The 12,879-nt window shown below is 33.7% G+C and carries 15 protein-coding genes; 9 read left to right on the top strand and 6 right to left on the bottom strand.

Annotated elements, in window-relative coordinates; translation table 11 throughout:
• Positions 1-19: 19 nt before the first annotated feature.
• The gene (locus LPB87_RS08505; RefSeq protein WP_230605698.1) at positions 20-799 is read left to right on the top strand and encodes an HNH endonuclease; all 780 of its coding nucleotides are present in this window, start codon (positions 20-22) and stop codon (positions 797-799) included.
• A 93-nt stretch (positions 800-892) separates the two neighbouring features.
• On the opposite strand, the gene LPB87_RS08510 is transcribed toward LPB87_RS08505, so the two are convergent.
• Complete coding sequence (locus LPB87_RS08510) at positions 893-1,126, bottom strand: hypothetical protein (RefSeq protein ID WP_230605700.1); 234 nt, start codon at positions 1,124-1,126, stop codon at positions 893-895.
• A 71-nt stretch (positions 1,127-1,197) separates the two neighbouring features.
• On the opposite strand from LPB87_RS08510, the gene LPB87_RS08515 reads away from it, so the two are divergent.
• Positions 1,198-1,443, top strand: a complete 246-nt coding sequence (locus LPB87_RS08515) for a hypothetical protein (RefSeq protein WP_230605702.1) — start codon at positions 1,198-1,200, stop codon at positions 1,441-1,443.
• Positions 1,444-1,539: 96 nt separating this feature from the next.
• Here the strand turns inward: LPB87_RS08515 and LPB87_RS08520 are convergent, their stop codons facing one another.
• A complete protein-coding gene (locus LPB87_RS08520) occupies positions 1,540-1,773 on the bottom strand; it encodes a hypothetical protein (RefSeq protein WP_230605705.1) in 234 nt (77 codons plus the stop codon).
• A gap of 344 nt (positions 1,774-2,117) precedes the next feature.
• Between LPB87_RS08520 and LPB87_RS08525 the strand changes: the two genes are divergently transcribed.
• Positions 2,118-2,432: an HPF/RaiA family ribosome-associated protein gene (locus LPB87_RS08525; protein ID WP_129540076.1), complete on the top strand. Its 315-nt coding sequence runs from the start codon at positions 2,118-2,120 to the stop codon at positions 2,430-2,432.
• 58 nt (positions 2,433-2,490) lie between these two features.
• On the opposite strand, the gene LPB87_RS08530 is transcribed toward LPB87_RS08525, so the two are convergent.
• Complete coding sequence (locus LPB87_RS08530; RefSeq protein ID WP_230605708.1) at positions 2,491-3,147, bottom strand: NAD(P)H-binding protein; 657 nt, start codon at positions 3,145-3,147, stop codon at positions 2,491-2,493.
• Positions 3,148-3,552: 405 nt separating this feature from the next.
• On the opposite strand from LPB87_RS08530, the gene wrbA reads away from it, so the two are divergent.
• Positions 3,553-4,716: an NAD(P)H:quinone oxidoreductase gene (wrbA, locus tag LPB87_RS08535; protein ID WP_230605709.1), complete on the top strand. Its 1,164-nt coding sequence runs from the start codon at positions 3,553-3,555 to the stop codon at positions 4,714-4,716.
• An 88-nt stretch (positions 4,717-4,804) separates the two neighbouring features.
• On the opposite strand, the gene LPB87_RS08540 is transcribed toward wrbA, so the two are convergent.
• Positions 4,805-5,434 carry a hypothetical protein gene (locus LPB87_RS08540; RefSeq protein ID WP_230605711.1) on the bottom strand — a complete coding sequence of 210 codons (630 nt, stop codon included), beginning with the start codon at positions 5,432-5,434 and terminating at the stop codon, positions 4,805-4,807.
• A gap of 472 nt (positions 5,435-5,906) precedes the next feature.
• On the opposite strand from LPB87_RS08540, the gene LPB87_RS08545 reads away from it, so the two are divergent.
• The 5 genes from LPB87_RS08545 to LPB87_RS08565 all read left to right on the top strand — a co-directional run bounded on the left by LPB87_RS08545 (position 5,907) and on the right by LPB87_RS08565 (position 9,859).
• A complete protein-coding gene (locus LPB87_RS08545; protein ID WP_230605713.1) occupies positions 5,907-6,398 on the top strand; it encodes a nuclear transport factor 2 family protein in 492 nt (163 codons plus the stop codon).
• Between the two features lie 243 nt (positions 6,399-6,641).
• Entirely contained in the window at positions 6,642-8,009 is a 1,368-nt protein-coding gene (locus LPB87_RS08550) for an ammonium transporter (protein ID WP_230605715.1), read from the top strand.
• Between the two features lie 137 nt (positions 8,010-8,146).
• Positions 8,147-8,824 (top strand): tRNA (guanosine(46)-N7)-methyltransferase TrmB, encoded by a 678-nt coding sequence (gene trmB, locus LPB87_RS08555; protein WP_230605717.1) that lies wholly within the window; start codon positions 8,147-8,149, stop codon positions 8,822-8,824.
• Between the two features lie 51 nt (positions 8,825-8,875).
• Complete coding sequence (locus tag LPB87_RS08560; RefSeq protein WP_129540070.1) at positions 8,876-9,511, top strand: LysE family transporter; 636 nt, start codon at positions 8,876-8,878, stop codon at positions 9,509-9,511.
• A gap of 21 nt (positions 9,512-9,532) precedes the next feature.
• A complete protein-coding gene (locus tag LPB87_RS08565) occupies positions 9,533-9,859 on the top strand; it encodes an MGMT family protein (RefSeq protein WP_230605719.1) in 327 nt (108 codons plus the stop codon).
• A 191-nt stretch (positions 9,860-10,050) separates the two neighbouring features.
• On the opposite strand, the gene LPB87_RS08570 is transcribed toward LPB87_RS08565, so the two are convergent.
• On the bottom strand, positions 10,051-11,382 hold the full coding sequence (locus LPB87_RS08570) for a HAMP domain-containing sensor histidine kinase (RefSeq protein WP_230605721.1): 1,332 nt from the start codon (positions 11,380-11,382) through the stop codon (positions 10,051-10,053).
• Positions 11,382-12,731: a sigma-54 dependent transcriptional regulator gene (locus LPB87_RS08575; protein WP_230605724.1), complete on the bottom strand. Its 1,350-nt coding sequence runs from the start codon at positions 12,729-12,731 to the stop codon at positions 11,382-11,384. The genes LPB87_RS08570 and LPB87_RS08575 overlap by 1 nt, the downstream gene beginning before the upstream one ends.
• Positions 12,732-12,879: the final 148 nt, after the last annotated feature.

Below are 12,879 nucleotides of genomic sequence, written 5' to 3' on the forward strand. Positions count from 1 at the left end.
GCAATCATCATAATAAAAAATGACTTCAAAAAAACTGTGGACGCGTGAGGAATTAATACTAGCTTTCAATTTATATTTAAAGTTACCTTTCGGAAAAATGAATAAATCTACCCCCGAAGTCAAAAAACTTGCTGAAATACTTGGTAGAACACCTAGTTCAATAGGAATGAGATTAGGGAATTTTGCAAGTGTGGATCCTTTTCATATAAATAGAGGCATTGTTGGTTTAAAAAATGGCATCAGACAAACTCAACCTATTTGGGATGAATTTTTTAATAATCAAGAAGAGTTAGTGTTTCAAAGCGAGAAAATTTTAGCAGAAAAAGAAAATACTACTATAGAAAGCAAATTTGAAGATATACTCTCTGATATAAAAGATTTAAAAGGAGAAGATGTTGTTAGAGAGGTAAGAACTAGAGTAAATCAATCCGTTTTTAGAAAAATGGTTTTATCTAATTATAATAATAAATGTGCAATTACGGGAATTGATATTCCTGAACTTTTGTTAGCTAGTCATATAATACCTTGGTCGAAAAATGAAGAACATCGGTTAAATCCTGAAAATGGAATCTGTTTTTCGGCACTTTACGATAAAGCTTTTGATAAAGGATTGATAGGAATAAATACAAACCATGAAATTGTATTTTCGAATGCAATTAAAAAGAAAAGAGAAACGGAATTTTATCAAGCATATTTTTCTCCAATTGAAAATCAAAAAATCAATATTGCTCAAAAATATTTACCTAGAAAAGAGTTTCTTGAATATCATCTTGATACAATTTTTAATTCTTTGGCTTGATAATTATTATGGAGTTACTCGTGAAGATTTCTCATTCTTCGAAATGACAATACTGCGTAGATTTGCAATCAACTAACTCCACGAAATATCTTCCTAATCCTGAGATGGAGCCAAAAGACACACAAGTAGCTCCATAAAATACGTCCCCAATCTTGTCTTTTCGACGCAGGAGAAATCTCCATAAGAAATTCCATAATCTTCTTGTCTCAGTATGATAAAACAAGCAAAATAAGTTCGATCTATCTCAGCCAAATTAGCTATGTTTTCTTGAGGCAATCCTTTTAGTTTTTTAAGCTCAATTTTTGGCTTAATATTCTTAGAAGCCAATTTTGTTAAATGTTGTTTATAAAAGAATGGAGTGTAGTCTGCCTTTTGTAAGTTTGAAATAAAAAATCACTATGGAAGCGAATGAAAATTGCAAGTTTGATTATTGGGAGTTTATAGAAAAATATTACCCAAATTATTATTCGTGTGAAGATATTCTTTTAAGTGATATTTTGTTTAGAAAATTAAATAATGAACAAATTTGCGATGAAGACGAAGAGATGATTAAAGATTGTGATGTGAAAGCTGAATTACTAAAACTAGATCAAATGCTTTTTTCAAAAGCTCTTGCTTCTTATTTCGATAAAAGTCCTATGTAAACTTAATTTTATTTAAAAGAAAACAATTTCAGTAGTTTTAGTTAACTGAAAACAAGATTATAGAACAAAAGCCACTATTTACAGTGGCTTTTTAAATTATTCAACATCCAAATAAGGGTTTAAAATTTCAGCTAATTCATTCAGCCAATAAAAACCATTTTCGAGAGTTGTTTTTTCGAGTTGAAGGGTTTCGCATTCTCGCATTAGACTTAGCGCAAGAATGTGATTTACTTGTCTAATTGTCTTTGCCATGTTTTGAGGCGCAATTGAATTGTTGAAAAATTCAACTAATCGCGTTTCTGTTTCTTTGGTAAGGGTGTTTGTACTCATAATCTGAAAGTTTAAGGAATATAAAACCCGCATGGGTTAGCTGTCCTACGCCTTTCAGAGCGTTGCAGTTGTTTCCAATACCGCCAGCATACCACACGGGCAAAAGTTTTGTCAAGTTCATAATCTGAAAGTTTTAGGACTGCAAACATATGAAATTTCCCGCGAATTACCTTGGTATTTAACTTGTCTGTTAGTGCAGGGTTTCTGTTGTGATTTCTTCTTTGGCGGAAAGGCAAATGGGGTGAAAAAAATCGTAATTTATTTTCATAATGTTTTATTAACTCTTTCGTTTTTTTATTCAAAATTTGATAGCTTTGAGAAACAAACATTAAATATATAGTAAGATGAAAATTCAAATCAACACCGACAAAAACATAGAAGGACACGAAAGATTAGAAGCTTATTTCTCTGGCGAATTAAATAAATCGTTGGCACGTTTTGAAGATAAGGTTACACGCATCGAAGTACATTTTGGAGACGAAAACGGAGAGAAATTCAGCCTAAACGACAAGAAATGTGTGATTGAAGTTCGTCCTGTAAAATTACAGCCTATTACTGTTACCGATCACGCCGATACACTTGAAAAAGCTTTTCAAGGTGCTTTGGGTAAAATCAAAAAATCACTTACTACAACTTTCGAAAAAATGAAGGAGTATTAATTTACATACCTATATAATTGTAAAATGGCATTATCTAAAATTAAGATAATGCCATTTTTTATTTTAATAAAGCAATCATTTCTTTCCAATGCAATATTTTGACTCTTTCATTAGCCCCATCAGCACTATTAACCATTGCTTTGGCAATATCACTAGCTTCAATGCCTTTGTATTTGCTTAGACTAGCTACGAATAAAGGGTTGATGATTTTAAAGAGTGTCTTTAAACCTTTTTCAAGAGGTCGGTTTTCTTTTCTATTTCCTAAAATCATCGAAGGACGAAAGATATACGTATGATCGAAATTTAGGTTGAGGATATCCTCTTCGGCTTCTCCTTTTGTCTTAGTGTAAAATACAGATGAATTTGGATTTGCTCCAACTGCGGAAACCAAAAATACAGCTTTTGCTCCATTCTCCTTAGCCAATTTTGAAGCTAATACAGGATAGTCATGATCAATTTGGTAATATATTTTTTTATCAGGGGTTTTCTTTTGCGTGGTTCCAAGAGCGATATAAATTTCGTCTGTCTGAATGCCTTTTACTACGTTGTCTAAAGAATGAAAATCACCAATAAGAATTTTTAGTTTAGGATGCTGAATGTTTAGGTCTTTCCGAACAACGATAATGATTTGTTCGTAATTAGGATTGTTTAGCAAATATTCAAGTATATAAGATCCAACTAGTCCGCTTGCTCCATAAATAATTGCTTTTTTCATAAAATTGAGTGATTTGTTTAGCGTAAGTTAGAAATTTTTGCCACAGATTTCACAGATTAGAATGATTAATCTTTTTTAATCCCTTAATCTGTGGCAAAAAAACAACTCTCTAACTTTTATCTAAAGCTCCAACATAGCAATATAACTATATGTTTTTAGGTATTTATATTTTGTTTCACGCAGATTTTGGAGATTAAGCTGATTTTTTTCTACATGAATCTTTGTGTTACTCTGTGGATCCTATGTGAATCTCTGCGAAACTCAAAAAATAAAATTAAGATAATAATAACGCTTTTCCCTGTTGTAAGAAGTAATTTTGTAGCCCCAAAAAAAGTTGCTTGTTTTTGATAAAAGGACAAGCGAATTAATTTGGGTATCGAATAATAAATCATTTAAAATAAATTCATGAAAAAGCAATTACTCGCATTATTAACCGTAATTTTTATAGGTTTTGGTGCAAATGCGCAAGTTAAAACACCTGAGACTACTGTTTTGGTTCTTATCCATTCTCAGAGCGGAGGAACATATAAAATGGCTAAAGCTATGGCAGAGGGAATTCAGGAGTATCCAAATACAAAAGCAACAATAAAAAGAGTTGCTTCGATAAATCCAAAAGAAAAATTAACTGTTGAGGTAGAGAAATTGCCAGTGGCAACAATCGAAGAATTGGCTAATTACGATGGAATCGCTTTTGGTAGTCCAGTTCATTTTGCAAACATCAGTGCCGATATGAATTACTTTTTTAGCAAAAGTATTCCAATTTGGACATCAAGAGCTTTAGAAGGAAAACCAGCAACTGTTTTTATGTCGGCTGGATCGGGAGCAGGGAAAGAAGCGGCAATTTTGTCTTTTTGGAACATCCTTGCCTCACACGGAATGGTAATTGTACCTACAGGAATTATGGGAACAGCTACTTTGGATAAAACAGTTCCACAAGGAAATACTCCTTTTGGAGCAACTTCATTGGCTGGATCAACAGGAACAAGACCTTCGGCTAGCGAATTGAATTTGGCAAAAGAACAAGGTAAAGCTTTGGCAAGAGTAGCTTCGGGCTTAAAAAACACAGAAAGCGCTAAAATGCTCAAACTAACTCCAGCAGAAAAAGTAGGTTTTGATGTGAATAAAGTATTAAAAGATAATAATATTGTGATTCCTGAAGCTCCTATGCCAGTTGGGAATTACGTACCCTTTACCATTTCGAATAATAAAGTGTACATCAATCAAGTTGCATTAAAAGATGGTAAGATATTAAATCCAGGTAAAGTGGGTGCAACAGTTACAGACGAACAAGCCAAAGAAGCAACGTATCAAACCATGCTAAATGTTATTGCGGTATTAAAAGTAGCTTGCGGAGGTGATTTGAATAAAGTAAAACAATGTGTACAGTTAACAGGATATTTTAATACAACACCTGAATATACACAACATGCAGGTCTTATGAATTCGGCTTCTAATTTAACAGCATTGGTTTTTGGAGAAAAAGGAAAACATGCAAGAGCGACAGTTGGAGCAGTTTCGTTACCGATAAATTCGGCAGTTGAAATTCAGGCAATTTTCGAAATCGAATAAAAATAGATTTAGATTAAAAAGACAAAACCCGAATACATGTTGTGTATTCGGGTTTTTGCTTTATATGAGGTCGATTATGATCGATACTTTATGATTTTGGTAATGCTGCACCTACGGCAATATCACAACGGTGGCCTTCTTGTCCGTGTGGCGGATTCATTCCAGGAGCAGTAACATCGGTATTTGGAGCAGGAAGCGGAATAGCCATTTGTTGACTAACCGTACCCGATTCAGATTGTGTTTGTTGAGTAGTTGTTTTTGGAGCCGCAGAATTTAATGGTGCACCTACAGCAATATCACAACGATGTCCTTTTTGTCCGTGAGGAGGATTCATTCCTTTGGCTGTAGTTGTTGTTGGTTGAGCAGTTGCTGTATTTGTTACTACAGTTGTTGTAGGAGCCGTTTGGGTTTGTGTAGTTGTTTGTGTTACTTGTGAAGGAGCTGCAGAGTTTAAAGGAGCTCCAACTTCAATGTCGCAACGGTGACCAGGTTGTCCGTGAGCAGGATTAATTCCTCCAGTGGCACCCATTACAGTGTTTGGATTTGCTGCTGGTGCTGGTGTTTGAACTGCCGAATTTGCTTTTGTCGTGTCTTGCGCCAATCCTAGTTTTACCAATTCAGACGCAGGAGTGCTTTCTTGAGGTTCTAATCCTTTTTTACAAGAGATAAAAAGGATTGAAGAAATGATTAACGAGCTTATAAAGATTTTCGAATTCATGGTTGAGTAATTTTAAAGTTCTCAAATATACTCGTTTTTGATTGATTTTATAAATCATTCGTTGTTAAAACAAGTTTTTAGCTAGCCTTTTTACTGCAAAGGCCACAAGGATTTACGCAAAGAGCACAAAGTTTTATGCTCTTTTTGGTTAATTTTTCAGTTAGTACTCCTGTGTAAAAACCTTTGAGCCTTTGTTGCTTAGTACCTCAGTGCCTTTTTTAAAATAATAAAAGAGGTTTAACCATGTAAGTAATGTAAGAGCATTTAAGTTTACGCCATATTTATATATGAACTACTATTTCTTATATGGTTTTAAAAAGACCTTTGAACCTTTGTAACTTAGTCCCTCAGTACCTTTTTTATGCGTATTCTACAGCAAAATCTTTGAACCTTTGTGACTTAGAACCTCAGTACCTTTTTTAGCCACATATTTACTATATTTCTGCTTTAAAAAAACAACTAACCAAATACTATGAAAAAATCAATTTTACTTCTTTTATTCATTACCTCTTTTGCGCAAGCACAAACTGTTGAGGTCGATAAAATCAATAAAACTCTTGATGCTTGGCATAAAGCTGCAGCCGATGCTAGTTTTGAGCCTTATTTTGCTTTAATGGCCGATGATGCGATTTTTATCGGAACAGATGCAACCGAAAATTGGAACAAAGCCGATTTTAAAGTTTGGGCGAAGCCTTTTTTTGATAGAGGGAAAGCGTGGAATTTTACAGCATTAGAACGTCATGTCTTTTTTGATGCAACAGGAAAAACAGCTTGGTTTGATGAATTGCTAGATACTCAAATGAAAATTTGTCGCGGATCGGGTGTTATGGTAAAAGTGGGGAAAGAATGGAAAGTAAAGCATTATGTTTTGTCTATGACGATTCCAAACGACAATGTGGATGAAATTATTAAAATTAAGGCTCCAATTGAGGATGTTCTAATTACTAAATTAAAGAAAAAGTAAGTAAAGACTTTGTTTTTAGTCTTTTAAAAACAAAGGTTCTAATTTCGTTATAATAGGATTGCTAATTTGATATATTAATTTGAACCTCAAAATGGGATACTGGCAATAAAAAGCTTTCAAAATTGTAATATTGATTATAATTTAATGATAGCCCGCTATTTTTTAGCCTTTAAAAAGTAAAATACTTGTTTTTTTATAACTTTGACCCCTATAAAAATGGGGTTAAAGTAAAGTATTTTGAAAATGAAAACAGAAAAGTGGTGGGTTATTTCCTTTGTCATTATAAGTATCGTATCTATAACGGGTGCATTTTGGCCAGCAGTTAGTGGAACTGATTGTGTCCTTTCAGAATTTGGAACCACAGATCATATTGTTCCTGCCGATGTTGCTTGGATGCTTACCTCTTGTTGCCTGGTTTTGATTATGACTCCTGGGCTTTCCTTTTTTTATGGAGGAATGGTTGGAAAAAAGAATGTAATATCAACGATGCTTCAAAGTTTTATTTGCCTTGGAGTAGTAACACTTTTGTGGGTTGTAGTTGGTTTTAGTCTTGCTTTTGGTGAGCCAATAGGGATTCATTCAGGAGGAAATTTTTATAGCTTCGTAGGAAATCCAACAACATTCGCCTTTATGGATTATGTGGGTGTTTTGCCTCATAAGCAATTAGCAAATACGATTCCGTTTATGTTGTTTGCCTTGTTCCAAATGAAATTTGCAGTTATAGCGCCAGCAATTATTACAGGTTCATTTGCGGAGCGTGTTCGGTTTATCTCGTACCTTCTTTTTATCTGTTTGTTTACCATATTTATTTATGCTCCTTTATGTCATGCAGTTTGGTATCCTACAGGAATTTTAGGAACTTATTTTGGAGTTAAAGATTTTGCAGGAGGAACAGTTGTTCATATGAGCGCTGGTTTTGCAGCACTAGCAGGAGTTCTTGTATTAGGAAAAAGAAAAAATAGCCGACATATACCGACCAATATTCCTTTTGTATTATTAGGAACCGGAATGCTGTGGTTTGGCTGGTTTGGTTTTAATGCAGGTTCAGCTTTGGCAGCAAATGGTGTTGCAGCAATGGCTTTTGCTACCACAACAACAGCATCTGCAGCAGCAATGTTAACGTGGGTATTTTTTGATAGAATAAACGGGCGAAAAGTATCAGCTTTAGGAGCGTGTATAGGAGCAGTAGTAGGATTGGTTTCGATTACTCCAGCAGCCGGATTTATATCCGTGCCAGAAAGTATATTTTTTGGATTCAGTGCTGCACTAGTTTCAAATATGGTGGTAAATGCTACTTTCTTGAAGAAAATAGATGATACTCTAGATGTTTTTGCTTGTCATGGAGTGGGAGGGATTATGGGAATGATTCTTACTGCAATCTTTGCACATGGCGAAAAAGCAAGTTTGCTTCACGGCGGATGGATGGTTTTTGCTCACCATATGATAGCATTGGTCTTGGTATCGATATTTACTTTCTTCGGAGCTTATTTACTATTTAAGGTAACAAATCTAATTATCCCAATGCGTGTGTCAGAAGAATCAGAGCACATCGGATTGGACTTATCTCAACACGACGAAACGCTAGAGCCTAAAATGAAAAGTGCTGTTTAATTAGGTGATTTTATAAAGAAAACCACATCAAATGTTTTTGTAGAAAAAAGCCATTCGATGTGGTTTTTTTCATTTTTGAAATCCGATGCGTTTCATTCGTATATATTCCTTAATTTTGCCGAAATATTTGTAAAAAAGTGGGAAGTAAAAATAAACTAAAGAGATTCAAGGAGAACGAAACATTTGATAACGTTTTTCAACCAACGAGAGAAGAAGTTGTAGGCGATTTATTTCCGCTAAAAGGGAAATGGAATGCAGACTTCTTTAAGAATGATAATCCGTTGGTACTTGAATTAGGTTGTGGAAAAGGAGAATATTCTGTAGGATTAGCAGAGAGATATCCGAACAAAAATTTTGTTGGAATCGATATTAAAGGAGCTCGTTTCTGGCGTGGTGCTAAGACTGCTGTAGAAACAGGTTTGCACAATGTTGCATTTATTCGTACTCAAATCGAATTGATAAACCATATTTTTGCCGAAAATGAAGTAGATGAAATCTGGATTACTTTTCCAGATCCTCAAATAAAATACAAGCGTACCAAGCATCGAATGACTAATTCGGAATTTTTACAGTTGTATAAAAAAATCCTTAAAAAAGATGGTGTTGTCAATTTAAAAACAGATAGTGAATTTATGCATGGTTACACCTTAGGGTTGTTACATGGAGAAGGTCATGAGGTTTTGTATGCAAACCATAATGTGTACGTAAATGAGGGAAGTCCAGAAGAGGTAACTGCTTTTCAAACGTTTTATGAGAAGCAATACTTAGAAATTAATAAGGCAATTACGTATATTCGTTTTAAGATTAAAGCGTAGTTCTTTTTTAAAATTCCCAATGCCCATTTTTTAATACATGATACGTAGCGCATGACATTTATTATCCCTTTAATTTTAGGTTTTATTACGGCTTTTATTGGTATTATTCCACCAGGACTAATAAACATGACGGCAGCTAAAGTGAATTTAAAAGAAGGGAGAAAAAATGCCTTGTGGTTTGTTGTTGGAGCAGTACTTATTATTTTCTGTCAAGTATATTTGGCGATTTTATCGGCAAGAATTATTGATCAGCGACCAGATGTTGTAATCTTATTGCGCGAAATTGGTTTTATAATCTTTGCTATTCTAACGATCTATTTTCTTTGGATTGCAAAAGAGCCTAAGAAAAAGAAAAACAAGATTAAAAATAACAGCAAGAAAAGTCGTTTCTTTTTAGGAATGTTACTTTCAGGGCTTAATTTTTTTCCAATTCCGTATTATGTCTTTGTTAGTGTAACACTGGCTTCCTATAAATTGTTTTTGTTCGAAAACTATTTTATATCTGTGTTTGTAACGGGATCAGTTTTGGGATCGTTTACCGTTTTTTACTGCTACATTGCTTTTTTTCAAAAGATAGAGCAAAAAACAGATTATATACTTAAGAACATGAATATCATTATCGGAAGCATTACAGGGGTGATTTCGATAATCACACTTTTTAATATTATACGATATTATTTCGCTTAGTTTTTACTTAAAAATAAAGCCATGGCAGAGGATAATTTTTTCGAAAGGGTATATGTAATTGCAAGACAGATTCCGTACGGGAAAGTAACATCGTATGGTGCTATTGCAAAGGCTTTAGGAACTTCACGTTCAGCAAGAATGGTAGGTTGGGCAATGAATGCTTGCTATAATAGGGATGATGTACCTGCGCATCGTGTAGTAAATAGAAAAGGATTGTTAAGTGGCAAACATCATTTTGACGGAACCAACCTAATGCAGCAATTACTCGAAAATGAAGGTATCGAAGTCAAAGACAATCAGATTGTAGATTTTGAAAAGCATTTTTGGCAACCAGCAATAGAGATTTAGTCTATTTAAAATGTGATGAATTCAGTTTTCAGTTCCAGTTTCCAGTTAAAATTTTTTTGCGAATAATTTTAAGTTTCAGGTTTTCGACTGAGACCGTAAACTGCGACTGTTTATTTTTGTTTCAAGTTTTAAGTTTCAAATTTCAGGTTGTGATTGTGATTGTGACTTCAAACTGTGACTTCAAACCGTTTTTAGGATGTAATCAGGCAAATCACAAAATTCGTTCTGTTTTCATCGGCTTGGTAGGTTAAATAGCCACCGTGAGCTTCAATAATATTCTTTGAAAGCGTAAGCCCTATTCCTGCACCTTCTTTTCGGGTTGTAAAAAAGGGAAGGAATATTTTATTTCTTATTTCAGGGTCAATTCCTTTCCCAGTGTCGGATATTGTAATAAAAAAACGATTGTTTTCGGTCAATGCCGATAAGAATATTTTTTTCTCTTGTCTTTCTTTTAAAGCAAAAATACTATTGGTAATCAAGTTGATAATAACTTGTTCCATTTGACTTTTATCAATGAGGATGTTACGGGAACTGTTGATACTGTTTATCAATTCAATTCCTTGTTCCTTTAAAATTGGCGACATGATTTTTAAACAATCAGTAAAAAGAGAATTAATCGATGTTGGGATTTTATTTGGAGTAGGCAACATAGTTAGTTTTCGATAATTTTCTACGAAAACCTGTAAATGATCACTACGGTTTATAATAGTCGATATACTATTTTTGATGTCCTCAAAATCATCTTCTTCAAGCTTTTCCTGATCAATTATTTGAAGTAAATTTTGCGAAAGCGAACGAATTGGAGTTAAGGAATTCATTAATTCGTGTGAGATAACCTTCATTAAGGTAATCCAGGCTTCTTTTTCTTTTTTGTCAATAACACGCTGTATGCTGTCTAGCAAGATAATAAAGTATTCTTTATTTAATGATTTTGTAAGCGAGGTCTGGAGCGTAAAAGTTTGTAAATCCTGTTGCTCAATCTTAACGCTGATAGCTGTTTTTAATTCGCTAAAATGAGTGTTTTCAATTTCGTCGCACAATGATGGAAGGTGATTTTTAAGGTAACTCCAATGACTTACTTTGGGTACATTAAATAGGGAAGAGAAATAATCATTCATTAAGAAGATATTCCAATCGTTATTATCTTTTTCCAGAATTAAAGTGGCAGTATCTATATTGTTTAAAATAGAACGATAAATTAATTCTTTTGATGTTTGTTCTTGTTGCTTTTCTTTTAAAGTATCATATAATAGAGCGAGGTTCTTGAAACTGCCTTTTTTTTCTTCTTTAGGAAAATTGGTCGAGTAGTCATTTTGAAGAATAGAGAGAATTGTTTTGTCATAAAAGCTCATTTTTGCTTTGATAAAAGAATACATTTCTATTAGAGCAATAATAAGAGCAACACCTACCAATATGCTATTGTGGTACAGTTCCTTTTGTGCAAGATACAACGAACTAAAAAGGATGATTATAACAATAAAAACACGTAAAAATAAGAGGTTGTAAAATTTCCAGTTTTTCATTATTCGATATTTTTTAAACCATATTTTTCAATTCTTCGGTAAAGAGAAGCTCTGGATAATCCTAGTTCTTCGGCAGTTTTGCTAATGTTTCTGTTGTTCTTAAGTAAAGATTTTTCAATAGCATTTTTCTCCATCTCAGATAAAGGATTTTCGTCATCAATCAGAATGTCTTCAAAATCAAGGATGTCTAAATCATTTACAGTAATGATATTATTTTCGGATAGAATTAAAGCTCTTTCAATTTTGTTTTCCATCTCACGCACGTTTCCTTTCCAAGGATATTTTTCTAAATACTTGGCAACGTTATCATCAAAGACTATATCAGGTTGATTGTATTTTTCTCCAATTTGATTAAGAAGGTATTCAGCCATTGGTACAATGTCGTCTTTTCGCTCGCGCAAAGCAGGCAAAGTAATTTCCATGGTATTGATGCGATACAATAAATCTTCACGAAATGTTTTGTTTATTACTTCGGCTTTGATATCGCTATTAGTAGCCGCTATTATGCGTACGTTTAGAGGTCTGGCTTTACTTTCGCCTAAGCGTGTGACCGATTTGGTTTGTAAAACGTGCAATAGCTTCGCTTGTAAGTGCAAAGGGATATTTCCTATTTCGTCTAGAAAAATAGTTCCCTCTGAAGCAGTTTCAAATCGTCCCGGAGTATCGGTTTGAGCATCTGTAAATGCTCCTTTGGCATAACCAAATAGTTCGCTTTCGAATAAATTATCGCTTAAAGAGCCTAAATCTACATGAACAAAAGGGTTGTCTTTTCGTTGCGAATTTTGATGGATATGTTGTGCAAAAACAAATTTACCCGTTCCGTTTTCTCCTAAAATTAGTACGTTGGCATCTGTTTTAGCAACTTTATCGGCAATTGTATAGGCTCGCTTTATTTTATCAGAAGTTCCGGTGAAATATCTTTTTTCTTCCGTTTTTACGATTAGTTTTTTTGATTTTTTTCGACTTTCATTAACCGCATTATCAATTGTCGTTAATAGCTTTTCATTGTTCCAAGGTTTTAAAACATAATCAAAGGCACCTATTTTTATGCCTTCTACAGCAGTTTCTATTTTTCCAAAACCAGTCATCAAAATAACAACAGTTTGTGGAGATAGTAACTTGATTTCTTTTAGCCAATGAATTCCTTCGCGGCCATCTTCAAAACCAATACGATAATTCATGTCTAATAAAACAACATCAATTGGATTTTCGGATAAAAGAGAGATGATTTTTTTTGGGTCGTTTGTAGTAAAAATAGATTCAAACTGTTTTTTTAGAATCATTTTTACTGAAAAAAGAATTTCTTCCTGATCATCGACAACTAATATATTGGCTTGTTTTTTTCGCATGATATGTTTTTATGTTCGGTTATGAACGGTCAACTGTTCATTATCGAACACTACTTTTTTTGATGGTTTTGAAACTGCTTTATAAATCAACACTTTATAGATTTTAATTCTTTTGGCACAATATTTACCTATTGGTAATCAGTAAATT

The sequence above is a fragment of the Flavobacterium sp. EDS genome, from assembly GCF_020991525.1.
Taxonomy (GTDB): domain Bacteria; phylum Bacteroidota; class Bacteroidia; order Flavobacteriales; family Flavobacteriaceae; genus Flavobacterium.

Bases quoted from the DNA above. Each gene is read 5' to 3' on its own strand.
- wrbA (WP_230605709.1), top strand. From the start codon at position 3,553: ATGAAAAAGCAATTACTCGCATTATTAACCGTAATTTTTATAGGTTTT.
- LPB87_RS08560 (WP_129540070.1), top strand. From the start codon at position 8,876: ATGACATTTATTATCCCTTTAATTTTAGGTTTTATTACGGCTTTTATT.
- LPB87_RS08525 (WP_129540076.1), top strand. From the start codon at position 2,118: ATGAAAATTCAAATCAACACCGACAAAAACATAGAAGGACACGAAAGA.
- LPB87_RS08550 (WP_230605715.1), top strand. From the start codon at position 6,642: ATGAAAACAGAAAAGTGGTGGGTTATTTCCTTTGTCATTATAAGTATC.
- LPB87_RS08505 (WP_230605698.1), top strand. From the start codon at position 20: ATGACTTCAAAAAAACTGTGGACGCGTGAGGAATTAATACTAGCTTTC.
- LPB87_RS08520 (WP_230605705.1), bottom strand. From the start codon at position 1,773: ATGAGTACAAACACCCTTACCAAAGAAACAGAAACGCGATTAGTTGAA.
- LPB87_RS08575 (WP_230605724.1), bottom strand. From the start codon at position 12,731: ATGCGAAAAAAACAAGCCAATATATTAGTTGTCGATGATCAGGAAGAA.
- LPB87_RS08570 (WP_230605721.1), bottom strand. From the start codon at position 11,382: ATGAAAAACTGGAAATTTTACAACCTCTTATTTTTACGTGTTTTTATT.
- LPB87_RS08565 (WP_230605719.1), top strand. From the start codon at position 9,533: ATGGCAGAGGATAATTTTTTCGAAAGGGTATATGTAATTGCAAGACAG.
- LPB87_RS08530 (WP_230605708.1), bottom strand. From the start codon at position 3,147: ATGAAAAAAGCAATTATTTATGGAGCAAGCGGACTAGTTGGATCTTAT.
- LPB87_RS08540 (WP_230605711.1), bottom strand. From the start codon at position 5,434: ATGAATTCGAAAATCTTTATAAGCTCGTTAATCATTTCTTCAATCCTT.
- LPB87_RS08515 (WP_230605702.1), top strand. From the start codon at position 1,198: ATGGAAGCGAATGAAAATTGCAAGTTTGATTATTGGGAGTTTATAGAA.
- LPB87_RS08545 (WP_230605713.1), top strand. From the start codon at position 5,907: ATGAAAAAATCAATTTTACTTCTTTTATTCATTACCTCTTTTGCGCAA.